Annotated in this window: 26 protein-coding genes; 22 read left to right on the top strand and 4 right to left on the bottom strand. The window is 64.7% G+C overall.

From position 1 onward, the window contains the following. Window positions 1-65 precede the first annotated feature (65 nt). From AMD14_RS18965 to AMD14_RS18955, 3 genes are all read left to right on the top strand, one after another. The gene (locus AMD14_RS18965) at window positions 66-1,073 is read left to right on the top strand and encodes a methionine ABC transporter ATP-binding protein (protein WP_005911242.1); all 1,008 of its coding nucleotides are present in this window, start codon (window positions 66-68) and stop codon (window positions 1,071-1,073) included. Further along, a complete protein-coding gene (locus AMD14_RS18960; RefSeq protein ID WP_003489185.1) occupies window positions 1,070-1,765 on the top strand; it encodes a methionine ABC transporter permease in 696 nt (231 codons plus the stop codon). The genes AMD14_RS18965 and AMD14_RS18960 overlap by 4 nt, the downstream gene beginning before the upstream one ends. A gap of 145 nt (window positions 1,766-1,910) precedes the next feature. Next, complete coding sequence (locus AMD14_RS18955) at window positions 1,911-2,720, top strand: MetQ/NlpA family ABC transporter substrate-binding protein (protein WP_011052432.1); 810 nt, start codon at window positions 1,911-1,913, stop codon at window positions 2,718-2,720. A 31-nt stretch (window positions 2,721-2,751) separates the two neighbouring features. Here the strand turns inward: AMD14_RS18955 and xopAK are convergent, their stop codons facing one another. Then, window positions 2,752-3,414: a XopAK family type III secretion system effector gene (gene xopAK, locus AMD14_RS25385; protein WP_011052431.1), complete on the bottom strand. Its 663-nt coding sequence runs from the start codon at window positions 3,412-3,414 to the stop codon at window positions 2,752-2,754. A gap of 109 nt (window positions 3,415-3,523) precedes the next feature. On the opposite strand from xopAK, the gene AMD14_RS25110 reads away from it, so the two are divergent. Then, on the top strand, window positions 3,524-3,778 hold the full coding sequence (locus AMD14_RS25110) for a hypothetical protein (RefSeq protein ID WP_190409982.1): 255 nt from the start codon (window positions 3,524-3,526) through the stop codon (window positions 3,776-3,778). 229 nt (window positions 3,779-4,007) lie between these two features. Then, window positions 4,008-4,565 carry a CcdC protein domain-containing protein gene (locus AMD14_RS18935; RefSeq protein WP_005922042.1) on the top strand — a complete coding sequence of 186 codons (558 nt, stop codon included), beginning with the start codon at window positions 4,008-4,010 and terminating at the stop codon, window positions 4,563-4,565. 274 nt (window positions 4,566-4,839) lie between these two features. Here the strand turns inward: AMD14_RS18935 and AMD14_RS18930 are convergent, their stop codons facing one another. Beyond that, window positions 4,840-5,526 carry an OmpW/AlkL family protein gene (locus tag AMD14_RS18930; protein WP_005911238.1) on the bottom strand — a complete coding sequence of 229 codons (687 nt, stop codon included), beginning with the start codon at window positions 5,524-5,526 and terminating at the stop codon, window positions 4,840-4,842. Window positions 5,527-5,666: 140 nt separating this feature from the next. Between AMD14_RS18930 and AMD14_RS18925 the strand changes: the two genes are divergently transcribed. From AMD14_RS18925 to AMD14_RS18900, 6 genes are all read left to right on the top strand, one after another. Then, window positions 5,667-6,227: a DNA-deoxyinosine glycosylase gene (locus AMD14_RS18925; protein ID WP_015463631.1), complete on the top strand. Its 561-nt coding sequence runs from the start codon at window positions 5,667-5,669 to the stop codon at window positions 6,225-6,227. A 224-nt stretch (window positions 6,228-6,451) separates the two neighbouring features. Continuing rightward, window positions 6,452-7,216 carry a DUF2884 family protein gene (locus AMD14_RS18920; RefSeq protein WP_011052429.1) on the top strand — a complete coding sequence of 255 codons (765 nt, stop codon included), beginning with the start codon at window positions 6,452-6,454 and terminating at the stop codon, window positions 7,214-7,216. 129 nt (window positions 7,217-7,345) lie between these two features. Next, window positions 7,346-9,124: a dihydrolipoyllysine-residue acetyltransferase gene (locus AMD14_RS18915; RefSeq protein WP_011052428.1), complete on the top strand. Its 1,779-nt coding sequence runs from the start codon at window positions 7,346-7,348 to the stop codon at window positions 9,122-9,124. Further along, window positions 9,121-9,768, top strand: a complete 648-nt coding sequence (locus AMD14_RS18910; protein ID WP_003483967.1) for a hypothetical protein — start codon at window positions 9,121-9,123, stop codon at window positions 9,766-9,768. Before AMD14_RS18915 ends, AMD14_RS18910 begins: the two co-directional genes overlap by 4 nt. A 16-nt stretch (window positions 9,769-9,784) precedes the next feature. Further along, window positions 9,785-11,608, top strand: a complete 1,824-nt coding sequence (lpdA, locus tag AMD14_RS18905) for a dihydrolipoyl dehydrogenase (RefSeq protein ID WP_003483969.1) — start codon at window positions 9,785-9,787, stop codon at window positions 11,606-11,608. A 61-nt stretch (window positions 11,609-11,669) separates the two neighbouring features. Then, window positions 11,670-11,957: a hypothetical protein gene (locus tag AMD14_RS18900; protein ID WP_015463629.1), complete on the top strand. Its 288-nt coding sequence runs from the start codon at window positions 11,670-11,672 to the stop codon at window positions 11,955-11,957. A gap of 136 nt (window positions 11,958-12,093) precedes the next feature. Here AMD14_RS18900 and AMD14_RS18895 read toward each other — a convergent pair whose 3' ends face one another. After that, window positions 12,094-12,906 carry a hypothetical protein gene (locus tag AMD14_RS18895; RefSeq protein ID WP_011052426.1) on the bottom strand — a complete coding sequence of 271 codons (813 nt, stop codon included), beginning with the start codon at window positions 12,904-12,906 and terminating at the stop codon, window positions 12,094-12,096. 522 nt (window positions 12,907-13,428) lie between these two features. On the opposite strand from AMD14_RS18895, the gene AMD14_RS18890 reads away from it, so the two are divergent. From AMD14_RS18890 to AMD14_RS18845, 10 genes are all read left to right on the top strand, one after another. Continuing rightward, window positions 13,429-13,794 carry a hypothetical protein gene (locus AMD14_RS18890; protein ID WP_005920882.1) on the top strand — a complete coding sequence of 122 codons (366 nt, stop codon included), beginning with the start codon at window positions 13,429-13,431 and terminating at the stop codon, window positions 13,792-13,794. Window positions 13,795-13,819: 25 nt separating this feature from the next. Next, on the top strand, window positions 13,820-14,620 hold the full coding sequence (atpB, locus tag AMD14_RS18885) for a F0F1 ATP synthase subunit A (RefSeq protein ID WP_005914709.1): 801 nt from the start codon (window positions 13,820-13,822) through the stop codon (window positions 14,618-14,620). A 72-nt stretch (window positions 14,621-14,692) separates the two neighbouring features. Further along, window positions 14,693-14,995 (top strand): F0F1 ATP synthase subunit C, encoded by a 303-nt coding sequence (gene atpE / locus AMD14_RS18880; protein WP_002814105.1) that lies wholly within the window; start codon window positions 14,693-14,695, stop codon window positions 14,993-14,995. A 113-nt stretch (window positions 14,996-15,108) separates the two neighbouring features. Continuing rightward, window positions 15,109-15,579 (top strand): F0F1 ATP synthase subunit B, encoded by a 471-nt coding sequence (locus tag AMD14_RS18875; protein ID WP_003483999.1) that lies wholly within the window; start codon window positions 15,109-15,111, stop codon window positions 15,577-15,579. 3 nt (window positions 15,580-15,582) lie between these two features. Beyond that, on the top strand, window positions 15,583-16,110 hold the full coding sequence (locus AMD14_RS18870; protein ID WP_003484001.1) for a F0F1 ATP synthase subunit delta: 528 nt from the start codon (window positions 15,583-15,585) through the stop codon (window positions 16,108-16,110). A gap of 47 nt (window positions 16,111-16,157) precedes the next feature. After that, window positions 16,158-17,705 carry a F0F1 ATP synthase subunit alpha gene (gene atpA, locus AMD14_RS18865; protein WP_003484004.1) on the top strand — a complete coding sequence of 516 codons (1,548 nt, stop codon included), beginning with the start codon at window positions 16,158-16,160 and terminating at the stop codon, window positions 17,703-17,705. 113 nt (window positions 17,706-17,818) lie between these two features. After that, complete coding sequence (atpG, locus tag AMD14_RS18860) at window positions 17,819-18,682, top strand: F0F1 ATP synthase subunit gamma (protein ID WP_011052425.1); 864 nt, start codon at window positions 17,819-17,821, stop codon at window positions 18,680-18,682. Between the two features lie 144 nt (window positions 18,683-18,826). Then, a complete protein-coding gene (atpD, locus tag AMD14_RS18855; protein WP_003484008.1) occupies window positions 18,827-20,233 on the top strand; it encodes a F0F1 ATP synthase subunit beta in 1,407 nt (468 codons plus the stop codon). A gap of 143 nt (window positions 20,234-20,376) precedes the next feature. Continuing rightward, the gene (locus AMD14_RS18850; protein ID WP_003484011.1) at window positions 20,377-20,799 is read left to right on the top strand and encodes a F0F1 ATP synthase subunit epsilon; all 423 of its coding nucleotides are present in this window, start codon (window positions 20,377-20,379) and stop codon (window positions 20,797-20,799) included. Window positions 20,800-21,030: 231 nt separating this feature from the next. Beyond that, window positions 21,031-21,600, top strand: coding sequence for a chorismate mutase (locus AMD14_RS18845; protein WP_003484013.1), 570 nt, complete (start codon window positions 21,031-21,033; stop codon window positions 21,598-21,600). A 519-nt stretch (window positions 21,601-22,119) separates the two neighbouring features. Here the strand turns inward: AMD14_RS18845 and AMD14_RS18840 are convergent. After that, on the bottom strand, window positions 22,120-22,503 hold the full coding sequence (locus AMD14_RS18840; RefSeq protein WP_003484015.1) for a GtrA family protein: 384 nt from the start codon (window positions 22,501-22,503) through the stop codon (window positions 22,120-22,122). Window positions 22,504-22,647: 144 nt separating this feature from the next. Between AMD14_RS18840 and glmU the strand changes: the two genes are divergently transcribed. Next, window positions 22,648-24,018 (top strand): bifunctional UDP-N-acetylglucosamine diphosphorylase/glucosamine-1-phosphate N-acetyltransferase GlmU, encoded by a 1,371-nt coding sequence (gene glmU, locus AMD14_RS18835; protein ID WP_015463628.1) that lies wholly within the window; start codon window positions 22,648-22,650, stop codon window positions 24,016-24,018. Window positions 24,019-24,073: the final 55 nt, after the last annotated feature.

Raw genomic sequence — 24,073 nt, 5'->3', positions numbered from 1 at the left:
CGAATGGAATGACGGCCCCAAACATTGACTGGTAGGCTTCACGACCCCCCAATCGGCCACGCGCGGTGATCCAGTTTCAGCGCCTGCACAAGTCCTATTCCGTCGACGGTCGCCAGATCGTGGCGCTGCATCCGCTCGATCTGCGGATCGGCCCCGGCGAAGTATTCGGCATCATCGGCCATTCCGGCGCCGGCAAATCCACGCTGATCCGGCTGATCAACCGGCTGGAAGAGCCTAGCGGCGGCCGTCTGCTGATCGGCGAGGAGGACGTGACCGCGCTGGACCGCCAGGGCCTGCGCGCCTTGCGTCGCCGCATCGGCATGATTTTCCAGCACTTCAACCTGCTGTCCTCGCGCACCGTGGCCGGCAATGTCGCCTTCCCGCTGGAACTGGCCGGCACACCGCGCGCCGAGATCGATGCGCGCGTGGCCGAACTGCTGGCCCGGGTCGGGCTGCAGGAGCACGCCAACAAGTATCCGGCGCAACTCTCGGGCGGGCAGAAGCAGCGCGTCGGCATCGCGCGCGCGCTGGCCACCCGGCCGCAGATCCTGCTGTGCGACGAGGCCACCAGCGCGCTGGACCCGCAGACCACCGCCTCGGTGCTGCAGCTGCTGGCGCAGATCAACCGCGAGCTGGGCCTGACCATCGTGCTGATCACCCATGAGATGGATGTGATCCGCCGTGTCTGCGACCGCGTCGCGGTGCTGGACGCCGGCAAACTGGTGGAAACCGGTCCGGTCACCGAGGTGTTCCTGCATCCCAAACACGCCACCACCCGGCGCTTCGTGTCCGAAGCCGAGCATGTGGACGAAGCCGAGCTGCATCGCGATTTCGCCGCAGTCGGCGGGCGCATCGTGCGGCTGACCTTTCTGGGTAACGGCACCTACGAACCTGTCTTGGGCCGCATCGCCCGCGAAACCGGGGTCGACTACAACATCCTGTCCGGGCGGGTGGATCGCATCAAGGACACGCCCTACGGCCAGCTCATCGTCGCCCTGACCGGCGGCGACCACAACGCAGCACGCGCCGGTTTCGTCGCCGCCGGCGTGCAGGTGGAGGAACTGCGCGTATGACCCCGATCGTTGCCGCCGCCGGCGGTTTCTTCCGCAATCTCGATGCCGCCAAGTGGGGCGATATCGGCCAGGCCACCCTCGACACCTTGCTGATGCTGGCCGGCGCGTTGCCATTGACATTGCTGATCGGCCTGCCGCTGGGCGTTGCGCTGTTCCTGTGCGGGGCGCCGCAGTTGCGCCGCCGCCCGGTGCTGTACGGCGCGCTCGCGGCGCTGATCAACCTGTTGCGCTCGGTGCCCTTCATCATTTTGATGATCGCAATGATCCCGCTCACGCTGATGCTGATGGGCACCTCGCTCGGCGTGCGCGGCGCCATCCTGCCGCTGGTGGTTGGCGCCGCGCCGTTCTACGCACGCCTGGTGGAAACCGCGCTGCGCGAGGTCGACCGCGGCATCATCGAGGCCAGCCAGGCAATGGGCGCCACCACCCGACAGCTGGTGCTGCGGGTGCTGTTGCCCGAAGCGCGCCCCGGCCTGATCGCCGGCGCGACCGTGACCACGATCGCGCTGATCGGCTTCACCGCGATGGGCGGTGCGATCGGTTCCGGCGGCCTGGGCGATGTGGCCTACCGTGAGGGCTACCTGCGCTCGCACTCGGACGTGGCACTGATCACGGTCATCGCCTTGCTGGTGCTGGTGCAGGTGCTGCAGATGCTGGGCGACCGCCTGGTGGCGCATTACAGCCGGCGCTGAGCCGGTGCGCGGCTGTTGGGGCGCACGTATGACCCAACCGCTGCATCGCCCCGTCCGCACCGCGCGGTGCATCGCTGCCACACGCCGCGTCTGGTAGGTTGATCGCCTGCGGCAGGTCCGCATTCCTCCTCCCACGGATTCCTCCATGAGCACATTCGCGTTTCGTTCCTTCCTGGCAGCCGCCACACTGGCGTTGGCCTCCTGTGGCGGCGGCAGTGGCGGCAGTGGCGGCGGCGGCGACACCCTGACCGTGGCCGCCACGGCGGTGCCGCATGCCGAAATCCTGGAAGTGGTCGAACCGCTGCTGGCCAAGCAGGGCGTCAAGCTCGATGTGCGGGTGTTCAACGACTACGTGCAGCCCAACGACCAGGTCGTGCAGAAGCAGATCGACGTCAACTACTTCCAGACCGAGCCCTATCTGGATGCGTACAACCGCGACCGCAAGAGCCAGCTGGTCACCGTCGTCGGCGTGCATATCGAGCCGTTCGGTGCCTATTCGCGCCGCTTCAAGGCGCTGGCCGAACTGCCCACCGGTGCCGACGTGGTGATCCCCAACGACCCGAGCAACAACAGCCGCGCGTTGATCCTGCTCGACAAGGCCGGGGTGATCAAACTCAAGGACCCGAGCAACGCGCTGTCCAGCCAGCGCGACATCGTCGAGAACCCCAAGCACCTCAAATTCCGCGAACTCGATTCGGCCATGCTGCCGCGCGTACTGGACCAGGTCGATCTGGCGCTGATCAACACCAACTACGCGCTCGACGCCGGGCTCAACCCCACCCGCGATGCGCTGGCGATCGAAAGCAAAGATTCGCCGTACGTCAACTTCCTGGTGGCGCGCGCCGACAACAAGGACGATGCGCGCGTGCAGAAACTGGCCAAAGCGCTGACCAGCCCAGAAGTGAAAGCCTTTATCGAGCAGAAGTACAAGGGCGCGGTGCTGCCGGCGTTTTGAGCGCAGGCGGCGCCTTCGCATCGAGGCGTCTTTACCACGACTTGTAGTAGTAGATGCCACTGGCCGTCATGACCAGGTTGATGGCATTTTCCTCACCATTGCGATCGCTCATGCTGGGATGAAGTTTGGCGCCTACGATATTGAAGGGGCGCTGCAGCGCCAGCAGATCTCTCTCGATTTCGAAGCTGCCCAGCTCGTCTTGGTTGGAGATCATGCCGCCTACCAGGAATATTTCGGGTTCTTGCACGCCTTCTTCCCGCATATCGTCCCGGATTTCGGAAAGCGCATCCTGTGCATCCTGTATTCCGGAATAATGCAGCAGGCCCAGGATGTCGTGGCCGCGAGGATTCTTTCCTTTCGCACAAATGCAGACGCATGAAGACAAGCCGTGCGTGCCGATCGAATCAAATCCATCGTGCGCGAGATTGATGACGGCACATTCGTCCATCTCCACATCCATTGTCCGGCTGGCTTGGATGTCGCGTGCAGATTGGACTGCGCAGACATGGGATGTTTGGAACAGCGTGGCGTATTGTCGTTCCAGATCGTGAAATGGCTGGATCTGCTCCCTGGTAAAGCCGTCCGGGATCGCGAACGCGTCGCTGCGACATGGGCGCGCATGGCTGGCGGCCCGTGCGCCATCGCAATCGCCCGCGGTGTCGGCAACACGCTTTCTGGGTCTTTGGCGTGACAACCCCTGGCAATCGGGATGGGGCGCTGGCCATGCCGCACTCCCGTCGGCTGGATCGGCCGACGGCGGCGGCTCCGCAGTGTAGGTGGTGCTGGTGGATGTGTCGGGTCTGATGGAAGCCGGCTTCATGGAATCAGGACCGTCGGCGATACACGTGTCGATCCTCGCATCGTCCCTGCATGAAGACGCGCCCGCTGCCGAACCGATGGGTCTGGAAAACGAAGTGTTCTGCATCGAAGAAAACGGATCCGCAGGACCTTTTTTTCGAACATCGGATTTTGATCGTTTGGAGGCGCGCGCCGGTACCGAGGTCAACAGTCCCACCGATCCAGTTTCAGCTCGCCAGGCGGGGTTCCGTCCTTGCTAAACGGCGCGCAGATCGCAGCTCTGCGTCAACCTGCCAATGAGGTCTGTGTGGTCGTCGAAGATTTTCGGCAGGATGCGCCCGATCCTTGCCAGCGGTTTTCAAGCCACCGCTTCCCCCGCCCCAGCCGAGCGCGTTCGCTGCGCCGCAGATGGGAATCGATTGGCCGAACACGCGCCGCTGCACGTCCGCGTAGTAGCGTCATCGGCCATCTTTCTCCGGCACTCACTCAATGCCTTTGCTGCTCGCCATCCCGCTGGCCGTCATCATTGCCCTGGCGGTGTTCGTGGTGGTGTTCCCGTTGTCGCTGCTGCAGCGGTTTCGCATGGGGACTGCACGTCGTCAGGCGCGTGGCTGGCTGCTGATGATCAACCTGGTGTCGGCGGGTATCTCCAGCGTGCTGTTTGCGATCTTCAGCGTGATCGCGGCGGCGTTCTGGCCCGGCGCGATCAGCCACGCCGCGTTCGGCTGGGTCTGCGGGTTGGCGCTCGGGGCGTTGGCGCTGCGCCTGACCCGCTTCGAACGCACCACGCAAGGGCTGTTTTACCGGCCCAACCTGTGGCTGGTGTTGGCCTTGACCGCGTTGGTCGTGGTGCGGGTGATCGCCGGGATGGTGCAGGGCTGGCGTAGCGCCTGGCAGGGCGTCGCCTGGCCAACCGAGGGGTGGCTCAGTCATGCCAGCCTGCTCGGCGCTGCCGGCGTCTTGCTCGGTTACGCGCTCGCCTATGCCACCTTGCTGTGGTGGCGCTGGCGCAGCGCACGTCTGCGCGGCAGCGTTTATTGGCGGTGAGTGCGTTTGAGGGTGCATCAGGTGATGGTGTTCGACGCATGCAAACAGCCGCGTCGACGCATGCAGGTGCATCGAGTCACAGATGCATGGGACGCGCTGAAGCAGAGCCGGTACACCTAGGCACGTCACTATGCGCAGGCGCACGTGGAGGGCTGGCACAGCACCTCAGAGCTCGGTCGTGATGGCCGCAATTTACGCAGCTTGCGCCACGCACAAAAAACGGGCCTTTCGGCCCGTTTTTGTTCAACCAAAGCCCTGGCGGGCAGCGGCGTGCTTAGAAGCGCGCACCGATGCCGAAGCCAACGGTCCACGGATCCAGTTCCAGCTCGCTGCCGGTGCCCTGGCCACCCACGCGCAGTTCCGGACGCGAACGCATGTAGCGGGCGTCGGCACGCGCGAACCAGGTGGAGTTGATGTTCATGTCCACACCAACGGTGCCGATGACGCCCTTGGCGGTGCTCAGGCCCACGTGATCGCCGGTGGTCGACGCTGCGTCGATCTTCTCGTTGCTGAAGTTCGACTCGTAGTAGCCCACGCCCACGAACGGACGGAACACGTTGTCGGCTTCGCCGAAGTGGTACTGACCGCTGATGGCGATCGGCTGCTGCTCGACGGTACCGACCTTGCCCACGCCATCGGCGTTGACACGGTGGTTGAACTTGTCCGCTGCGCCCCACAGTTCGACGGCCCAGTTGTCGTTGATGTAGTAGCTGGCGCTCAGCGTCGGTGCCGGGCCGCCATCGACGTCAAGGCCCGGAGCCGGGTTGTTCTTGGGGTTCAGCAGTGCCACGCCACCGACCACGGCCCAATGCTTGCCGGAGGCGGTATCGCCGCTGGTGGACAGCGTGCTGGAAGAAGTCGAGGAGGTGTCGCCGGTATAGGTGGTGTCCTGCGCGAACGCGGACGGTGCAATCGCAAGTGCAGATACAGCAGCCAGGCTCAGGATGGAAATGGAACGCATGAGGGTCTCCTCGTCTTGTTGTTAGGCCCGTGGAGTGGGCCGCGCCAAAACTATTCCTAAAAATCTGAATCCACGCCCACCTGTGGCCCGCTAAAATTTCGTTTGTTCAGGAATTACCCCAAGAAGGCCGCCGTTACGTCATGCAGTCTGAAAAAGACATTCACGCAGATGCGATTGCCGTGACGGAAAAACACCTCAGCCGAGGCTTGCCAGCGCACATTCGCAGCGATTGCAGGGTGTTGCTGCTTGGTTCGATGCCCGGTGTCGCATCACTGGAAGCCGCGCGTTACTACGCGCATCCACGCAATCGTTTCTGGCCGCTGATGCATGCCCTTTTGGGCATTGATACAGCCGCAAGCTATGCACTGCGCTTGCATGCATTGCTCGACCATCGCGTGGGCCTGTGGGATGTCATCGGCCAATGCGAGCGGCGTGGCAGTCTGGATACGTCCATTGTGGCGGCGAGCATCGTGGTCAATCCGCTGCCCGCGTTGCTGGCTACGCTGCCGCAGCTGCGCATGGTGGCCTGCAATGGCACTGCGGCAGCACAGGCCTGGCGCCGGCACGTCCAGCCGCTGCTATCGGCGCAGCGTTGCGCGCTGCCAGTCGTCGCGTTGCCATCCACCAGCCCGGCCAATGCCGCCTGGTCGCTGCCGCGGCTGGCGGCAGCCTGGCAACCCCTGTGCGACGCGGTGCGCTAGCCGAGGTGACACGACGCGAGGTCGGTGTGGAATGCGAGCGTCGCAGCGAACCACGCCGCCGTCGCGGTGCCGCGCACTGATGGTTGATGCACGCCGCCCGCCTGCTGTCGACACCTGCGCTGCGCGCGTGGCGGCCAGTGGCCAGAAGTCATGCCAGCCTCCGGCACAGGCCTGCGTGCCAGAGGTGCGGGCATGCTGCCGCCAGCCCACAACGGAGTGGCCAGATGGCAATCAAACACGCAATCACGATGGCAGCAGCTGTGCTGTTCGGGCTGTTGAGCGGCGCAGGGGTGGCCGCTGCCAAGGACCAGGACCTGCACTGCGAGGTCGACAGCGATTACGACCTCACGCTCAACGCACGCAGCCTGATCCTGATCCGCGGATCAGGCACGCCGCAGCGGCTGGTGATGCGGCAGGGCGCTCTATTCGTCGACGACCGCTGGGTGGCATTGAGCGCAGACGATCGCGCCCGCCTGATCCAGTTCGAGCGCCAGACCCGCGATGCGGTGCCACTGGCGCAGGCAGTCGGGCGCGAAGCGGCCGATATCGCAATCACCGCATTGGGCGAGGTGGCCGCCGGCTTCAGTCGCAGCCCGGACGCCACGCGCCTGCAGCTGGCAAACGTGCGCGAGAAGATCGATGTGCGCTTGAAGCAGAGTTTCAGCAAAAGCCAGCTGACCCCGATCGATATCGACGACGACATCGGCGCGCTGGTCGCCGAGCTGCTGCCGCAGCTGATCGGCGATGTGGTGGCCGGTGCGGTGCAGTCCGCAATCACCGGAAATGACGTGCAGCTGCGTTCGCTCGATGGCATGGAGGCGCGCGTCGAGCGCCTGGTCGAGCCGCAGGCGCGTGCATTGCGGCCGCGCGCGCAGCAGTTGTGCCAGCGCCTGGAAGCGCTCGATGGGTTGGACAATGCGCTGGCGTATCGTTTGCCGTCGGGCGAGCCACTGCAACTGTTGCGGGTCGATCGAAACGCGACGAAATGAGCGGCGTGCGCATGCATGCGCACGCTGCATCCTGCCTGGCGCGCGACTTTTTGCACGGCAATGGTTGGCGCTGCGGCCCGCAGCCGGCCACAATAGGGGTTTCCCCATTCTGTTGCCGGAGTTCCCCGTATGGCCGAAATCAAGGAAGCACTTGTCCCCGATATCGGTGACTACAGCGACGTCCCGGTAATCGAGGTGCTGGTGTCCGTCGGCGATACGGTCAGCAAGGACCAGAGCCTGGTCACGCTGGAATCGGACAAGGCCACCATGGAAGTGCCTTCGTCGGTGGCTGGCGTGGTCAAGGAGATCAAGGTCAAGGTCGGCGATTCGCTCTCGCAGGGCGCGCTGGTGGCATTGATCGAAGTGGCCGACGCCGGCGCCGATGCCGCCAAGCCCGCCGCTGCCGCTGCGCCCGCCGCACCGGCCAAGGCTGCGCCCGCCGCCACACCGGCACCGGCTGCCAGGGCCGAATCTGCTGCGCCTGCGGCCTCTTCGGACGGCGGCGGCCTGATCGAAGCGCGTGTGCCCGATATCGGCGATTACACCGACATCCCGGTGATCGAAGTGCTGGTGGCCGTGGGCGATACCGTCGCCAAGGACCAGAGCCTGGTCACGCTGGAATCGGACAAGGCCACGATGGAAGTCCCGTCCTCGGCCGCCGGCGTGGTCAAGGAACTCAAGGTCAAGGTCGGCGACACGCTCTCGCAGGGCAATGTGGTGGCGATCATTGCAGCCGCCGACGGCGGCGCCGGTGCGGCGCAGTCGCCGGCCAAGCCCACCACCGACACCGCCGAAACCGCGGGCAAGGTCGAGCCGGTTGCCGTCCCGGCCGAGCCGGACAAGCTGGCCCAGCGCGAAATCGCGCAGGTGCAGGGCGCGCGTTCCGGCACCGGCACGCCGGCAGCGCAGGGCGGCCAGCCGTCCGCAGGCAACCCGAGCAGCCCGCCGGTGACCTTCGATGCCGACAGCGTGCTGCCGTCCAAGGTGCCGTACGCCAGCCCGGTGGTGCGCGTGTTCGCACGCGAACTGGGCGTGGACCTGAATCAGCTCAAGGGCAGCGAAAAGGGCGGCCGCATCACCCGTGAAGACGTGCAGCGCTTCGTCAAGGCCGCACTCAGCGGCGGCGCACCTGCCGCAGCCGGTGCCGCGCCGGCCGGTGGCGGCAATGGCCTGAACCTGCTGGCGTGGCCGAAGGTGGACTTCAGCAAGTTCGGCGAGACCGAGACCCAGCCGCTGTCGCGCATCAAGAAGGTTTCCGGTGCCAACCTGGCGCGCAACTGGGCAATGATTCCGCACGTCACCCAGTTCGAGTCGGCCGACATCACCGACCTGGAAGCCCTGCGCGTGGCGCTCAACAAAGAGAACGAGAAGGCCGGCATCAAGCTCACCATGCTCGCCTTCCTGGTCAAGGCCAGCGCCGCGGCGCTGAAGAAGTTCCCCGAGTTCAACGCCTCGCTGGATGCGGCCGGCGACAACCTTACCCTGAAGAAGTACTTCCATATCGGGTTTGCGGCCGATACGCCGAATGGCCTGGTCGTGCCGGTGATCCGCGATGTCGACAAGAAGGGCGTGTTGCAGATCGCGCAGGAAAGCGGCGAGCTGGCCAAGAAGGCGCGCGACGGCAAGCTAGGCCCGGCCGACATGAGCGGCGGCTGCTTCTCGATCAGCTCGCTCGGCGGCATCGGCGGCACGGCGTTCACGCCGATCATCAATGCGCCGGAAGTGGCGATCCTGGGCGTGTCCAAGTCGGCGATGCAGCCGGTCTGGAACGGCAAGGATTTCGCGCCGAAGCTGATGCTGCCGTTGTCGCTGAGCTACGACCACCGGGTCATCGACGGCGCCCTGGCAGCCCGTTTCACCACCTATCTCAGCCAGGTGCTGGCCGACATGCGTCGCGTCCTGCTGTGAGGGCCGCGCTGCTGACCATCGCCGCGCTCGGCGTGCTGCCGTGGACAACCGCGGCCGCACGCGAATGCGAGAGCACGCTCGGCCGCGGCTGGCCGCCGGCCGTGGGCAACTACGGCACGGCCGTCACCACGCTGCTGGATGGCGGCACCAAGCCCGCCTTGTCGTTGCTGACCCTGCCCACACGTGGCGTGGAGAGCGCGGTGTCGTTGGTGCCGGGCAAGGAGGGCGCCGACTGGACCCTGCGGCATAGCCGCGCCGACGAGCGCGTCTACAGCTGGGTCAGCCAGACTGACCGCGGCAGCGTGCAGTTCCGCACCGAGCAGACCCCGGAAACGGTCGAGATCCCGATTCCGGCGGCCCTGGCCAAGCGCTTGGTCAGCAACTGGACCAACACGCTGACCCAGCTCGCACCGAACGGACGCACCGCCCCGGTGAGCGAGGGCGAAGTGCTCTCGTTCCAGGTCGATGGCGTGCGCTACAGCGGCGCTCGCCCCAGCTGCGGCGCCGGCGAGTTGCTGCTGAAACAGGCCGCGCTGCTGATCGAAGCCAGCGAAGGCAAGGAAAAGAAGCGCGACAAGCGCTGGACCCAAATCGAATCGTCGCTGGATGAACTCCAGCAGACGCTTGCCGGCACGGCCGGTTGAGCTACAGGAGAAGCAAATGGCGGTCATTGAAATCAAGGTTCCCGACATCGGCGATTACAGCGATGTCCCCGTCATCGAAGTGCTGGTCGCCGTTGGCGACAGCGTGGCCAAGGACCAGGGACTGGTAACGCTGGAATCGGACAAGGCGACGCTGGAAGTGCCGTCCTCGGCCGCCGGGGTGGTCAAGGAACTCAAGGTCAAGGTCGGCGACACCCTGTCCGAAGGCGCGCTCGTGCTGCTGCTCGAAACCGAAGGCGAGGCTGCCGCGCCGGCCAAGGCCGAACCCAAGGCCGCCCCGGCCGCTGCAGCGCCTGCCGCCGCACCGGGCAGCAAGCCGCCGGTGACGCCGTCGCACCGCGCCCCGGCAGAGCCGGCCGCGCCCAAACCGGCGCTGGCCAGCGGCAAGCCGGCCGACATCGAATGCAAGATGGTGGTGCTCGGCGCCGGCCCCGGCGGCTACACCGCTGCGTTCCGCGCGGCCGACCTGGGCCTGGACACTGTGCTGATCGAGCGCTACGCCAGCCTGGGCGGTGTCTGCCTCAACGTCGGCTGCATCCCGTCCAAGGCGCTGCTGCATGCCGCCGCGGTGATCGATGAAGTGGCCCATGCCGGCGACTTCGGCGTGGACTTCGGTCAGCCCAAGATCACCCTGGACAAGCTGCGCGAGTACAAGGAAAAAGTGGTCGGCAAGCTCACCGGCGGCCTGGCCAGCATGGCCAAGCAGCGCAAGGTGCGCACCGTGACCGGCGTGGCCAGCTTCGTCTCGCCCAACGAGCTGGAAATCGTCGGCGACGACGGCAAGACCCAGCTGCTGCGCTTCGAGCACTGCATCATCGCCGCCGGCTCGCAGGCAGTGAAGCTGCCCAACTTCCCGTGGGACGACAAGCGCGTGATGGACTCCACCGACGCGCTGGAGCTGCACGACATTCCCAAGACCCTCCTGGTGGTCGGCGGCGGCATCATCGGCCTGGAAATGGCCACGGTGTACAGCGCGCTCGGCAGCAAGGTGACCGTGGTCGAGTTCATGGACCAGCTGATGCCGGGCGCCGACAAGGACCTGGTCAAGCCGCTGGCCGACCGCCTGAAAAAGCAGGGCGTCGAGGTCCATCTCAAGACCAAGGCCACCGACGTCAAGGCCGACAAGAGCGGCATCACGGTGTCCTTCGAGGCGGCTGTGGAAGGCGAAAAGCCCGGTCTGCAGGCCACCGCGTACGACCGCGTGCTGGTCGCCGTGGGCCGTAGCCCGAACGGCAAGAAGATCGGTGCGGAAAAGGCCGGCGTCACCATCACCGAGCGCGGCTTCATTCCGGTCGATCGGCAGATGCGCACCAACGTGCCGCACATCTTCGCCATCGGCGACATCGTCGGTAACCCGATGCTGGCGCACAAGGCCACCCACGAAGGCAAGCTGGCCGCCGAAGTGGCTGCCGGCGAGAAAAAGGAATGGGTGGCGCGGGTGATCCCGTCGGTGGCTTACACCAACCCGGAAATCGCCTGGGTCGGCGTCACCGAAACCGAAGCCAAGGCCAAGGGCCTGAAGGTGGGCGTGGCCAAGTTCCCGTGGGCCGCCAGCGGCCGCGCGATCGGCATCGGCCGCACCGAGGGCTTCACCAAGCTGATCTTCGATGAACAGACCCATCGCGTGATCGGCGGCGCCATCGTCGGCGTGCATGCCGGCGACCTGCTGGCCGAAATCGGCCTGGCGATCGAGATGGGGGCCGAGGCCGAAGACATCGGCCACACCATCCACGCGCATCCGACCCTGAGCGAGTCGGTCGGCATGGCCGCCGAGGTCTACGACGGCACCATCACCGATCTGTACATCCCCAAGAAGAAGTGACGTCGCTCCGCACGACCGTGCCGCCACGCGTGGCGCGGTCGCCGCGGTGGTGACTCGATGCGTGGAGGTCGCCGTGGAGCAGGGCAATCTGTGTCCCGAACTGCAGGCGCTGCTGCAGCGCGAACTGGCCAGCGGCAACCGCATGGCCGAGCCGCCGCAGCGGACCGACTGGCCGCATCCGGGCTCGGTGTTCGTGTCGCTGAAGCGCGACCTGCGCAGCGACGCGGCGTCGCTGCCGGCGACGGTGCAGCACGCGATCTGCACCGACCCGCACTACGGTTGGCACGACGAATGCTACTGCACCACGCACCGGCATCTGTTGGTAGCGGGTGCGACCAAGCCGCCCTGAGCGTGTATCCGCTGCTGCCGTGTGGCTGCCGCCGCGTCGGTTACTTGTTGCGCACCCGTTAAACGACAGAACCCCGCATCGCTGCGGGGTTCTGCATGAAGCTGTCTTCGGGTCCCGGGTTCCGGGTCCCGAAGAATCAGAACGCGAACGTCACGCCCGCCACCGGGCCCTTGAACTCCTGCTTCAGGCCGACCAGGCCGTCGCTGCCCTCGCGGTCCACGTCCAGCTTGAACCAGTCGTAGCCGGCGAAGATGCCGAAGTTCTTGGTGAAGCGGTATTCGGCAATCGCGTTGGCGCGGCTCAGGTCGCCGTCGTAGTCGCCGAAGTCGCCCCAGCTGGTGTTGAGGTACTGGCCCTGCACATTGAACAGCCAATGCTCGCTGGGACGTGCGGTGAAGCGGATGCCGACGACCGGCGCAACGCCGTCTTCGCTTTCGTTCAAGACGTCGCCACTGAACAGCGTGCCCAGATCGGCGTAGGCATTGGCTTCGACCTTGGCGTACTCGGCGCCAATCTGCAGGCCCAGGCTGAATTCCGGAGAATCGATCACCGAGTAGTCGTACACCAGGGTCGCGACCTGGTACTTCAGCTCGCCCTTGATGAAGCTACCGGACGGCACGGTGACGCCACCGGCGCTCAGATCCTGGCTCAGCGTCTCGCGGCGATCCTTGTCGTACTTGAAGTAGTCGAAGATCAGGCGCTGACGGGTGCTGATGCGGAACACGCCATCCACGCGCGGTTCCCATTCCTTGCCGCCCAGCTTGAAGTCTTCGTTGACCGAGACGTTGTTGCCAGCCAGCAGCGTGTTGCCGCGCAGGGTGTTGTCGTTGTCGACATTCATCGCGCCGAGGCGGAGCTGGAAGCGGTCATCGGTGTCTTCGGCGTGTGCGGGCGCGACGTAGGCGACGGCCAGCACGCACGGGATCGCCAGTGCGAGGAGGTGTTTCATGGGAGCTCCGAATTCTTAGAATGGTCAGGCGGTTCGGCCTGTGCAGCGCATGGTCGATAAGTGCGCGTCTTTCAAAAGTGAAGAAGCTGTCCAATCAGCGTGAAGGCAGCCATAGCAATCGGACAAAACGGTCCGCTTTCGCTAATGCTTTGGTCGAGTCACGGATGCGTACAGCGTCGCTGCCACGGTCGTCTGCAGGCTGTTCGAGCCAAGGACTCGATTGGACCGTCGATGGGAAGGTCGCAGGGTGCGACAAAATGCGTACCAAAGCAGGAGCCCCGGTCTCCCAGGGCTCCTAGACGCGGCCTGCGGCGGTACCTTTCGACGAGGATGTGCAGGCCTCGCAAGTTCTGACCGCCGGTTTGTGGCAAAGTTCCCACCCGCCGCGGCGGCCACCATGTGGTGCATCGCAGCAAGCGATGACCTCTGCCGGTTGTCTCGCAATTTGTCCCATTGCTATACTTTCGCGGCTCGACGAGGCGCAACTGCGCTTCCCACTCATTCACACGTAAGGTAACCGTAGTGCTGAACTCCGTTGACGCGGGTCGGCGGTTGATGCTGCGCGCTGCGGTATATCCGCTTGCTGCCGTAGCTATAACTAGTCTGGGGTTGCTGTTGGTCGGTCCCCGTTACGCTGCAGGTCTGGCATTGACCGGATTTGCGACAGTGCTGGGCGGTTGGGTTGCGGCACGTACCGCGCTAGGTGGCGGTATCCAGGCAGCGGGCATCGCCATGGTGCGGCTGATTCTGGCGATGGTGCTGAAGTGGGTGTTGGTTTTCGTGGCGCTGGCGCTCGGCTTCGGCCTGTGGCGGCTGCCTCCTCTGGCTTTGTTGGCGGGTATCGCCATCGGGCTGATTTTTCAGGTTCTGGCTCTGGCCAGGCGTTGATTCGAACTTAAAGGGCTCCGGACACATGGCGGGCGAGGCAGCAACACCTACCTCCTATATCCAGCATCACTTGCAGAACCTGATCGTTCCGGTTCGCGATGGTGGCGGCACGTTTTGGACCATCCACCTCGACACCCTGATCATGGCGGTGTTGATGGGTCTGGTCATGGTCCTGGCGTTCTGGACGGCGACCCGCAATGCCACGGCCGGCGTGCCGGGCAAGTGGCAGGCATTTGTTGAAATCTGCCTGGAATTCGTCGATCGCCAGGCCAAGGACACCTACCACGGCAGCAGCAAGCTGGTGACGCCGATCGCGATCACCATCTTCTTCTGGATCCTGTTGATGAACCTCATCAAGATGATTCCTGCCGATTTCATCGCCATCCCGCTGGGCTGGGCCGGCGTGCACGCCTGGAAGCCGGTGCCGACCGCCGACGTCAACGCCACCTTGGGCATGTCGATCAGCGTGTTCTTCCTGATGATCGTGTTCTCGCTGCGCTCCAAGGGCGTAGGCGGCATGACCAAGGAATTCCTGACGGCGCCGTTCGGCAAGTGGATGATGCCGTTCAACCTGCTCTTGAACATCGTCGAGTGGCTGAGCAAGCCGATTTCGTTGGCGATGCGACTGTTCGGCAACATGTTCGGTGGCGAGATCGTCTTCCTGCTGATCTGGGTGCTGGGCGGTGCGGGCATCGCCGGCATGGTCGCTGGCGGCGCATTCGGCCTGGGCTGGATGCTGTTCCACCTGCTGGTGATTCCGCTGCAGGCCTTCATTTTCATGATGCTGTCGATCGTGTATCTAAGCCTGGCCGAAGACAGTCACTGAGTTTGCGTCACCCTTCATCTGCTTCAGTCCGCTTCATCCATCACCCTTAGAAACTTTCGTTCGGAGATCACCATGTACCTCGCCGTCCTGACCAACCTCGCTCAAGTCCAGAGCTCCACCGTCCTCGCCGTCGGCATCATGATCGGCCTGGCCGCGCTGGGTGCCGGCCTCGGTCTGGCCATCATGGCTGGCAAGTTCCTGGAATCGGCTGCGCGCCAGCCGGAGCTGATCCCGGTGCTGCAGGTTCGTATGTTCATCACCGCCGGCCTGATCGACGCCGCGTTCATCATCAGCGTCGCTGTCGGCCTGCTGTTCGCCTTCGCCAACCCGCTGGCCCAGGTGTTCATCGAGCGTCTGTCGCAGGCTGCCGGCTGATCCAGCGGTAGCAGGATGTGGATGCCGCCCTTGGCGGTTGCATCCGCGGATGAAGGTCGGAAAGCGCCGCCGCGCGGTGGCGCTTTCACCCCTAAACAGCGATTGAGCGACCCATGGATATCACCCTTACCATCTTTGCCCAGGCGCTGGCCTTCGCCGGTCTGATCTGGATCGTCGCGACCAAAATCTGGCCGCCGCTGCTGCAGGCGATCGAAGAGCGTCAGCAAAAGATTGCTGAAGGTCTGGCTGCGGCCGACCGTAGTCAAAAGGATCTGGCGCAGGCGCAGGAAAAGGTCAATGAAGCACTGAAGGACGCACGCACCAAGGCCAACGAGATCATCGATCAGGCCCATGCGCGCGCCAACCAGATCATCGAAGCGGCCAAGCTGGAGGCAATTGCCGAAGCCAACCGTCAGAAGGATCTGGCGCAGACCGAAATCGACGCATCCGCCACGCGTGCCCGCGAGGAGCTGCGCAAGCAGGTCTCGGTGCTGGCCGTCAGCGGTGCAGAAAAGCTGCTCAAGCGCGAAATCGATGCCAACGCCCACAAGGCGCTGCTCGACGAGCTGGCGGCGGAGATTTAAGCGATGAGTCAGGCCCTCACCCTTGCCCGTCCCTACGGCCGTGCCGCGTTTGCGATCGCGCGTGAGGGCGGCAACTTCGCGCCCTGGTCCGATGCGCTGGCGTTTTCGGCGCAGGTGGCCGGCGATCCGCGCGTGGCCGCATTGCTGCTCAACCCGGCCCTGGGCCAGGAACAGGCAGTGACGCTGCTGGCCCCGCCGCAGGCGGGCGAGGACTATCTGCGTTTCCTCGGCGTGCTGGCCGATGCGCAGCGGCTGTCGCTGCTGCCGGAAGTTGCAGGCTTGTACGAACACCTGCGTGCCGAGGCCGAACATGTCGTCAAGGCGACGGTGACCTCGGCCGCTGCAATGAGCCAGACCGAACTCGACACGATCGCTGCTGCGCTGAAGAAGCGCTTTGGCCGCGACGTGGACATCACCACCGCAGTCGATGCGTCGCTGATCGGCGGCGCGGTGATCGACACCGGCGACGTGGTCATCGACGGCTCGCTGAAGGGCAAGCTTGCGCGTCTGCAAAGCTCGCTCGCCCACTGAATTCACATAAACGCATGGCCCTCGCGGCCGGCACCTAGGACTGAACGATGGCAACCACGCTCAACCCCTCCGAAATCAGCGACCTGATCAAGACCCGCATCGAAGCGGTCAAGCTGTCCGCAGAGTCGCGCAACGAAGGCTCCGTGACCAGCGTGTCCGACGGCATCGTGCGCATCTTCGGCCTGGCCGACGTGATGCAGGGCGAAATGATCGAACTGCCGAACAACACCTTCGCGCTGGCACTGAACCTGGAGCGCGATTCGGTCGGCGCCGTGGTGCTGGGCGACTACGAAAGCCTGCGCGAAGGCGACGTGGCCAAGACCACCGGCCGCATCCTGGAAGTGCCGGTGGGCCCGGAGCTGCTGGGTCGCGTGGTCAACGCACTGGGCGAGCCGATCGACGGCAAGGGCCCGCTGGGCGCCACCCAGACCGCACCGGTGGAGCGCGTTGCGCCCGGCGTGATCTGGCGCAAGTCGGTCGACCAGCCGGTGCAGACCGGTTACAAGTCGGTCGACGCGATGATTCCGATCGGCCGTGGCCAGCGCGAGCTGGTCATTGGCGACCGTCAGACCGGCAAGACGGCGCTGGCGATCGACGCGGTGATCAACCAGAAGGGCACCGGCATCAAGTGCGTGTACGTGGCGATCGGCCAGAAGGCCTCGACCGTTGCCAACATCGTGCGCAAGCTGGAAGAAAACGGCGCGCTGGCGCACACCGTAGTGGTGGCTGCGACCGCGTCCGAATCGGCCGCGATGCAGTACATCAGCCCGTATGCCGGCTGCACCATGGGCGAGTACTTCATGGACCGCGGCGAAGATGCGCTGATCGTGTACGACGATCTGTCCAAGCAGGCCGTGGCCTATCGCCAGATCTCGCTGCTGCTCAAGCGCCCGCCGGGCCGCGAAGCCTACCCGGGCGACGTGTTCTATCTGCACTCCCGTTTGCTGGAGCGCGCTGCGCGCGTGTCCGAGGAGTACGTGGAGAAGTTCACCAACGGTGCGGTGACCGGCAAGACCGGTTCGCTGACCGCGCTGCCGATCATCGAAACGCAGGCCGGCGACGTGTCCGCGTTCGTGCCGACCAACGTGATCTCGATCACCGACGGCCAGATCTTCCTGGAAACCGACCTGTTCAATGCCGGTATCCGTCCGGCCGTGAACGCCGGTATCTCGGTGTCGCGCGTCGGTGGTGCAGCGCAGACCAAGATCATCAAGAAGCTGTCCGGCGGCATCCGTATCTCGCTGGCGCAGTACCGCGAGCTGGCGGCGTTCGCGCAGTTCGCCTCGGACCTGGATGAAGCCACCCGCAAGCAGCTCGAGCGCGGTCAGCGCGTCACCGAGCTGATGAAGCAGAAGCAGTACGCGCCGATGTCCATCGCCAACCAGGCGCTGTCGATCTATGCCGTCAACGAGGGTTACCTCGATGACGTGCCGGTCAACAAGCTGCTGGCGTTCGAAGAAGGCCTGCACGCGCACTTCGCCAACACCCAGGGCGAGCTGGTCTCCAAGATCAACAGCACCGGCGGTTGGGACAACGACATCGAAGCCAGCTTCAAGAAGGGCATCGAAGAGTTCAAGACCACGGGCAGCTGGTAAATCCAGCTGCGGGAATCGGGAATAGAGAATAGGGAATCGTCAAGGCGGGGTTGGCTGTGCCAATTCCCGATTCACGATTCCCCATTCCCACTAAGCGAGCGAAGCGAGCGAGTATGGCAGGCGGACGCGAAATCAAAACCAAGATCAAGAGCGTGCAGAACACCCGCAAGGTGACGCGCGCGCTCGAAATGGTCTCGGCCTCCAAGATCCGCAAGGCGCAAGAGCGCATGAAGACCTCGCGTCCGTATGCGCAGGCGATGAAGCAGGTGATCGGGCATCTGGCGCAGGCCAGCACTGATTTCCAGCATCCGTTCCTGATCGAGCGCGAGCAGGTCAAGCGGGTCGGTTACATCGTGATCTCGTCCGACCGCGGTCTGGCCGGCGGTCTGAACAACAACCTGTTCCGCAAGATGCTGGGCGAAGTGCGCCCCTGGCAGGACAAGGGTGCCGAAATCGACGTGGTGACCATCGGCCAGAAGGCCTCGGCCTTCTTCCGCCGCGTCAAGGTCAACATGGTCGGCAGCGTGACCCATCTGGGCGACAGCCCGCAGGTGGAGCAGCTGATCGGCGTGATCAAGGTGATGATCGATGCCTTCATCGAAGGCAAGGTGGACCGCGTGTATCTGGTCTACAACCGCTTCGTGAACACCATGACGCAGAAGGCCAGCTTCGATCAGCTGCTGCCGCTGCCGGCCGCCGAGCACAAAGTTGCGCATCACGATTGGGATTACCTGTATGAACCCGATGCCGCCAGCGTGCTGGAGCACGTGATGACGCGTTACATCGAGTCGCTGGTGTACCAGGCCGTACTGGAAAACGTGGCTTCCGAACATGCCGCGCGCATGGTGGCGATGAAGGCCGCCAGCGACAACGCCAACAAGATGATCGGCACCTTGCAACTGGTCTACAACAAGGCACGTCAGGCGGCGATCACCCAGGAAATTTCGGAAATCGTCAGCGGCGCAGCGGCCGTATAAGTACCGCCGGGATTGGGAATTCGGGATTGGTTGGAGCGCAGCGAATCGCGCCCTTGCGAATCCCCAATCACGAATCCCAAATCACAAAATTCCACGAGATGGCATCGGCCACTCGGACAGAACAAAGCTAACCGGAGCAGCAAAATGAGTCAGGGCAAGATCGTTCAGATCATCGGCGCGGTCGTCGACGTCGAATTCCCGCGCAATGAAGTGCCGAAGGTGTATCACGCGCTGAAGGTCGACGGCACCGAAATCACCCTGGAAGTGCAGCAGCAGCTCGGCGACGGCGTCGTGCGCACGATTGCGCTCGGCTCCACCGACGGCCTGAAGCGCAACCTGGTCGCCACCAACACCGAACGCGCCATCTCGGTGCCGGTCGGCGCCGGTACGCTGGGCCGCATCATGGACGTGCTGGGTCGCCCGATCGACGAAGCTGGCGACGTGCAGGCCTCGGACCATTGGGAAATCCATCGCGGCGCACCGTCGTATGAAGACCAGTCGTCCAGCACCGAATTGCTGGAAACCGGCATCAAGGTCATCGACCTGATGTGCCCGTTCGCCAAGGGCGGCAAGGTCGGCCTGTTCGGCGGTGCCGGCGTCGGCAAGACCGTCAACATGATGGAACTGATCAACAACATCGCCAAGGCGCACAGCGGCTTGTCCGTGTTCGCCGGCGTGGGCGAGCGTACCCGCGAGGGCAACGACTTCTACCACGAGATGAAGGACTCCAACGTCCTGGACAAGGTGGCGATGGTGTACGGCCAGATGAACGAGCCGCCGGGCAACCGTCTGCGCGTGGCGTTGACCGGCCTGACCATGGCCGAGTACTTCCGCGACGAGAAGGACGCCAGCGGTAAGGGCAAGGACGTGCTGCTGTTCGTCGACAACATCTACCGCTACACGCTGGCCGGTACCGAAGTGTCCGCGCTGCTCGGCCGTATGCCGTCGGCCGTGGGCTACCAGCCGACCCTGGCCGAAGAGATGGGCGTGCTGCAGGAGCGCATCACCTCGACCAAGAGCGGTTCGATCACCTCGATCCAGGCCGTGTACGTGCCCGCGGACGACCTGACCGACCCGTCGCCGGCGACCACCTTCGCCCACTTGGACTCGACCGTTACGCTGAGCCGTAACATCGCCTCGCTGGGTATCTACCCGGCGGTGGATCCGCTGGACTCCACCAGCCGCCAGATGGACCCGCTGGTGATCGGCCACGAGCATTACGACACCGCCCAGCGCGTGCAGCAGACCTTGCAGAAATACAAGGAACTGAAGGACATCATCGCCATCCTGGGCATGGACGAGCTGAGCGAAGAAGACAAGCAGTCGGTGTCGCGCGCACGCAAGATCGAGCGCTTCTTCAGCCAGCCCTTCCACGTGGCCGAAGTGTTCACCGGATCGCCGGGCAAGTACGTGTCGTTGAAGGACACCATCCGCGGCTTCAAGGCAATCTGCGACGGCGAATACGACCACCTGCCGGAGCAGGCGTTCTACATGGTCGGCAGCATCGAAGAAGCCGTCGAGAAGGCCAACAAGATGAGCGCCAAGGCGTAAGAGCCGGGATTTGGCATTCGGGATTCGGGATTTGCTACGGCGTTGAGCGGGGTGCGGAAACGAGGTGAGTGGCCACAGTGAAAGCTGCGGTCGCCAATCGCGAATCCCCAATCCCCAATCCCCGCCTGACAGAGTGAGGCACCATGAGCACTATCCGTTGCGACATCGTCAGCGCCGAGAAGGAAATCTTCCACGGTGAGGCGACGCTGGTCGTGGCCACCGGCGAGTTGGGCGAGCTGGGCATTGCGCCCAAGCACGCGCCGCTGATCACGCGCCTGAAGCCGGGCAAGGTGGTGGTGACCACCGCCAATGGCGAACAGCTGGACTTCGCCATTTCCGGCGGCATCCTGGAAGTGCAGCCGCAAGTGGTGACCATTCTGGTCGACACCGCGGTGCGTGCGCAGGACATCGACGAGGCGGCCGTGCGCAAGGTCAAGGAAGAGGCCGAGCGGCTGCTGGCCAATCGTGGCAACACGGTGGACGTGGCCGAGGCACAGCGTCAGCTGGCAGAAGCGACAGTGCAGTTGCAGGCGCTGGAGCGCTTGCGTCGCAACCTCAAGCACTGAGCGGTGGCCTGCCCGCCTCCAGGGTGGGTGTGCACGTCCGACAGCTGCAAGTTCATCTGCAGATCAGAAGTTCGAAACGCCGGCCATCGTGTCGGCGTTTTCGTTTTTGGAGCGCTGCGTGCGGGTGCGCGAATCCGCCACAGCGTGCGGCAGGCACACTGCGTGCCTTAGCGCACCGCGGCACGGCAGCGGTGCATGGCAACGTTATCCCGGCACGTTGAGGAAGGTGGCATGACCCGTTCGATCGATGGCATTCGCGCGTACATGGTGAGCGGCCTGTTGGCCGCCGGACTGCTGGGGTGCGCATTGCCGGCGCGCAGCCAGCCGCCGCTGGATCTGTTGATGGACCGCATCGTGCAGCGCAATGCCATTGGCGACGCGGTAGCGCTAAGCAAGTGGGACAGCGGCAAGCCGGTGTTGGATCAGGCGCGCGAGGCGGCTGTGTTGCAAAGCGTGCGCGATCAGGCGCCGGCGCATGGGCTGGATGCCGACGACGCGGCGCGTTTCTTTGGCGCGCAAATCGAGGCCAACAAGTCGGTGCAGTATGCGCTGCTGAACCGTTGGCGCGAGCGCGGACGCGCGCCTAATACTGCGCGTCCGGACCTCACCGCGCTGCGCGCTCGCCTGGATCAACTGCAGGGCGAACTGCTCGATGCGCTGGCCGATGTGGCCTCAGCGCGCAGCGCGCCCGACTGCCCGGCCAGCACCGCGCGCGCCGCTGCGCATTACGCAGAGCAGTGGCAGCTGGATGCGCTGCATCGCGCGGCACTGGTGCGTGGCCTGGGCGATTTTTGCCACTGATTTGAGGCGGTGGAATCGGTCTGCGATGAACCACTCGCTGTCATGCGCTTCAGAGCGGCCGACAAACCCTGCGCGCGTTCGCCTGACGGTGAGTGCAGCGGGTTTGTCGGCCGCATCTGGGTGGATGCAGTCAGCGGTCCAGATCGAACGCTGGGCGTGTCCAAGGCGTGGTGCCCTGGTCGCTCGCGGAACGCGGCGTCAACCCGTCTGAGGGAGCGATGGCGGCATCCCTGCCGTCAACTGTCACGCGATCGGCGAGGACGCTGCACTAGAAAGGTTGCTGGCAGCCTGGTCGAACGCCACGCACACCGGCCAACGCGACTGGTCCATGCTCGCTCACCGTGCGGATCCGATGCGGCATGGATGCCGCGGAAGAGCTTACAAAGACCTACGTGCGGTCGAGCATCACGTGAGACGATGCAGCTATTCTGCTGCTGGACGCCTGTGGGCAAGCAGTGTCCCTTCTGCGTCATATCGCCACACGGCCGAGCAATTACGCAGCGCCTGCGCATGCATCGATCAGCGATACACCACATGCCGGCCCAGGAAGAACGACACGATCGCCAGGCCGCCTTCGACCAGCGGTTTCGCCAGCCATGCCTGACGCAGCCCGAGTAGGTCCACCGTGGTCGAGAGCAGCCAGGTGCTGATCAGGGTGAGCGTCAGCCACATCGCCGCGAAGCGGCGGAAGCGTCGCCAACCCAGCCGCGCGTCGCCTTGCTGGGCGAAGGTGTAGCGGCCGTTGAGCCAGAAGCCGAGCATGGCGCCGCCGATGCGTCCAAGCAGATTGGCGGGCACCGCAGGCATGCCCGCGGCGGTGGCGGCGATGAAGATGCCGCAATCGACGGCCAGCTGCAGGGCGCCAATGATCATGAACTGGCTGCCTTGGCGGAACAGACTCATGCGTGCGGGGCAGAGGAAAGGGGCGCCTATCCTAGCGGCAGCGCGGCGCAAACGCTGTTAGCGCGGGCGAACGCTGCATTCGGGCAACGACGCGACGGGGCGCAGCGACTAGAATTTGGACATCTCCATGCCTGGAATGTCTTGATGACCCTGCCCCTGCACGTTTTGATCCTGGCCGCGGGCGAAGGCAAGCGCATGCGCTCCTCGCTGCCCAAGGTGCTGCAGCCGCTGGCGGGCCAGCCGATGCTGGCGCATGTGATCGCCACTGCGCGGCAGCTACAGCCGGCGGCGATCCATATCGTATACGGGCATGGCGGCGATCAGGTGCAGGCAGCCTTCGCCGATCAAGGCGATCTGCAGTGGGCCGAACAGCGCGAGCAGTTGGGCACCGGACATGCCGTGCAGCAGGCAATGCCCGCGATTCCCGATGCGGCAACCGTGCTGGTGTTGTATGGCGATGTGCCGTTGATCCGCAGCGAGAGCCTGCTGCAGCTGCTGCATGCGCCGGGCCGCATGGCGGTGCTGGTCGCCGAACTGGCCAATCCCACCGGCTATGGACGCATCCTGCGCGATGCGGAGGGCAAGGTGGCCGCCATCGTCGAGCAGAAGGATGCCAATGACGAGCAGCGCCGCATTCGCACCATCAATACCGGCATCCTCACCGCTGAATCCACCGCACTGCGCCGTTGGCTGGCTGGCTTGTCCAACGACAATGCGCAAGCCGAGTTCTATCTCACCGACGTGTTCGCCAGCGCCGCTGCCGATTTCACGCCGGCCGACATGGTGCACGTGGCCGACCCGCAGGACGTGGAGGGTGCCAACGACCCGTGGCAACTCGCCCAGCTTGAGCGTGCCTGGCAGCTGCGCGCCGCGCGCACGCTTTGCCTGCAGGGCGTGCGCATGGCCGACCCAGCGCGTGTGGAGCAGCGTGGCAGCGTGCAGGTGGGCCGCGATGTGCAGCTGGATATCGATGTGATCCTGGAAGGCAATGTGACCCTGGGCGATGACGTGGTGATCGGCCCGTTCGTGCGCTTGCGCGACGTCACGCTCGGTGCCGGCACCCAGGTGCGTGCGCACAGCGATCTGGAAGGCGTGATCACCGAGGGCGCGGTGCAGATCGGCCCATTCGCGCGCCTGCGCCCCGGCACCGTGCTGGCCGATGGCGTGCATATCGGCAATTTCGTGGAAACCAAAAAGGTCACCATGGGCGTCGGCAGCAAGGCCAACCATCTGACCTATCTGGGCGATGCGGTGATCGGCAGCAAGGTCAACATCGGTGCCGGCACCATCACCTGCAACTACGACGGGGTGAACAAGTCACAGACCACCATCGGCGATGGCGCCTTTATCGGCTCCAATAGCGCATTGGTGGCACCGATCCAGATTGGCGCCAATTCCACCATCGGTGCCGGCTCGGTGATCACGAGCGATGCGCCTGCGGGTCAGCTCAGTGTGACGCGTGCGCGGCAGACCGTGGTCGAAGGCTGGAAGCGGCCGACCAAGAAATCGCCGTAGCGCTGCGACTGTTCTCTGCGCGGTGGCCGTCTGCGCCGTGCGTGCGCATCGCAGC

It is taken from the genome of Xanthomonas citri pv. citri (assembly GCF_000961215.1).
Classification (GTDB): domain Bacteria; phylum Pseudomonadota; class Gammaproteobacteria; order Xanthomonadales; family Xanthomonadaceae; genus Xanthomonas; species Xanthomonas cissicola.
This window is presented reverse-complemented; position numbering and strand designations above follow the sequence as displayed.

What these genes read in the sequence shown, in the direction of transcription:
- AMD14_RS18960 (WP_003489185.1), top strand. Translation starts at nt 1,070, where the DNA reads ATGACCCCGATCGTTGCCGCCGCCGGCGGTTTCTTCCGCAATCTCGAT.
- AMD14_RS18955 (WP_011052432.1), top strand. Translation starts at nt 1,911, where the DNA reads ATGAGCACATTCGCGTTTCGTTCCTTCCTGGCAGCCGCCACACTGGCG.
- AMD14_RS25110 (WP_190409982.1), top strand. Translation starts at nt 3,524, where the DNA reads ATGGAAGCCGGCTTCATGGAATCAGGACCGTCGGCGATACACGTGTCG.
- AMD14_RS18935 (WP_005922042.1), top strand. Translation starts at nt 4,008, where the DNA reads ATGCCTTTGCTGCTCGCCATCCCGCTGGCCGTCATCATTGCCCTGGCG.
- AMD14_RS18930 (WP_005911238.1), bottom strand. Translation starts at nt 5,526, where the DNA reads ATGCGTTCCATTTCCATCCTGAGCCTGGCTGCTGTATCTGCACTTGCG.
- AMD14_RS18925 (WP_015463631.1), top strand. Translation starts at nt 5,667, where the DNA reads ATGCAGTCTGAAAAAGACATTCACGCAGATGCGATTGCCGTGACGGAA.
- AMD14_RS18920 (WP_011052429.1), top strand. Translation starts at nt 6,452, where the DNA reads ATGGCAATCAAACACGCAATCACGATGGCAGCAGCTGTGCTGTTCGGG.
- AMD14_RS18915 (WP_011052428.1), top strand. Translation starts at nt 7,346, where the DNA reads ATGGCCGAAATCAAGGAAGCACTTGTCCCCGATATCGGTGACTACAGC.
- lpdA (WP_003483969.1), top strand. Translation starts at nt 9,785, where the DNA reads ATGGCGGTCATTGAAATCAAGGTTCCCGACATCGGCGATTACAGCGAT.
- AMD14_RS18895 (WP_011052426.1), bottom strand. Translation starts at nt 12,906, where the DNA reads ATGAAACACCTCCTCGCACTGGCGATCCCGTGCGTGCTGGCCGTCGCC.
- atpB (WP_005914709.1), top strand. Translation starts at nt 13,820, where the DNA reads ATGGCGGGCGAGGCAGCAACACCTACCTCCTATATCCAGCATCACTTG.
- atpE (WP_002814105.1), top strand. Translation starts at nt 14,693, where the DNA reads ATGTACCTCGCCGTCCTGACCAACCTCGCTCAAGTCCAGAGCTCCACC.
- AMD14_RS18875 (WP_003483999.1), top strand. Translation starts at nt 15,109, where the DNA reads ATGGATATCACCCTTACCATCTTTGCCCAGGCGCTGGCCTTCGCCGGT.
- AMD14_RS18870 (WP_003484001.1), top strand. Translation starts at nt 15,583, where the DNA reads ATGAGTCAGGCCCTCACCCTTGCCCGTCCCTACGGCCGTGCCGCGTTT.
- atpA (WP_003484004.1), top strand. Translation starts at nt 16,158, where the DNA reads ATGGCAACCACGCTCAACCCCTCCGAAATCAGCGACCTGATCAAGACC.
- atpG (WP_011052425.1), top strand. Translation starts at nt 17,819, where the DNA reads ATGGCAGGCGGACGCGAAATCAAAACCAAGATCAAGAGCGTGCAGAAC.
- atpD (WP_003484008.1), top strand. Translation starts at nt 18,827, where the DNA reads ATGAGTCAGGGCAAGATCGTTCAGATCATCGGCGCGGTCGTCGACGTC.
- AMD14_RS18850 (WP_003484011.1), top strand. Translation starts at nt 20,377, where the DNA reads ATGAGCACTATCCGTTGCGACATCGTCAGCGCCGAGAAGGAAATCTTC.
- AMD14_RS18845 (WP_003484013.1), top strand. Translation starts at nt 21,031, where the DNA reads ATGACCCGTTCGATCGATGGCATTCGCGCGTACATGGTGAGCGGCCTG.
- AMD14_RS18840 (WP_003484015.1), bottom strand. Translation starts at nt 22,503, where the DNA reads ATGAGTCTGTTCCGCCAAGGCAGCCAGTTCATGATCATTGGCGCCCTG.
- glmU (WP_015463628.1), top strand. Translation starts at nt 22,648, where the DNA reads ATGACCCTGCCCCTGCACGTTTTGATCCTGGCCGCGGGCGAAGGCAAG.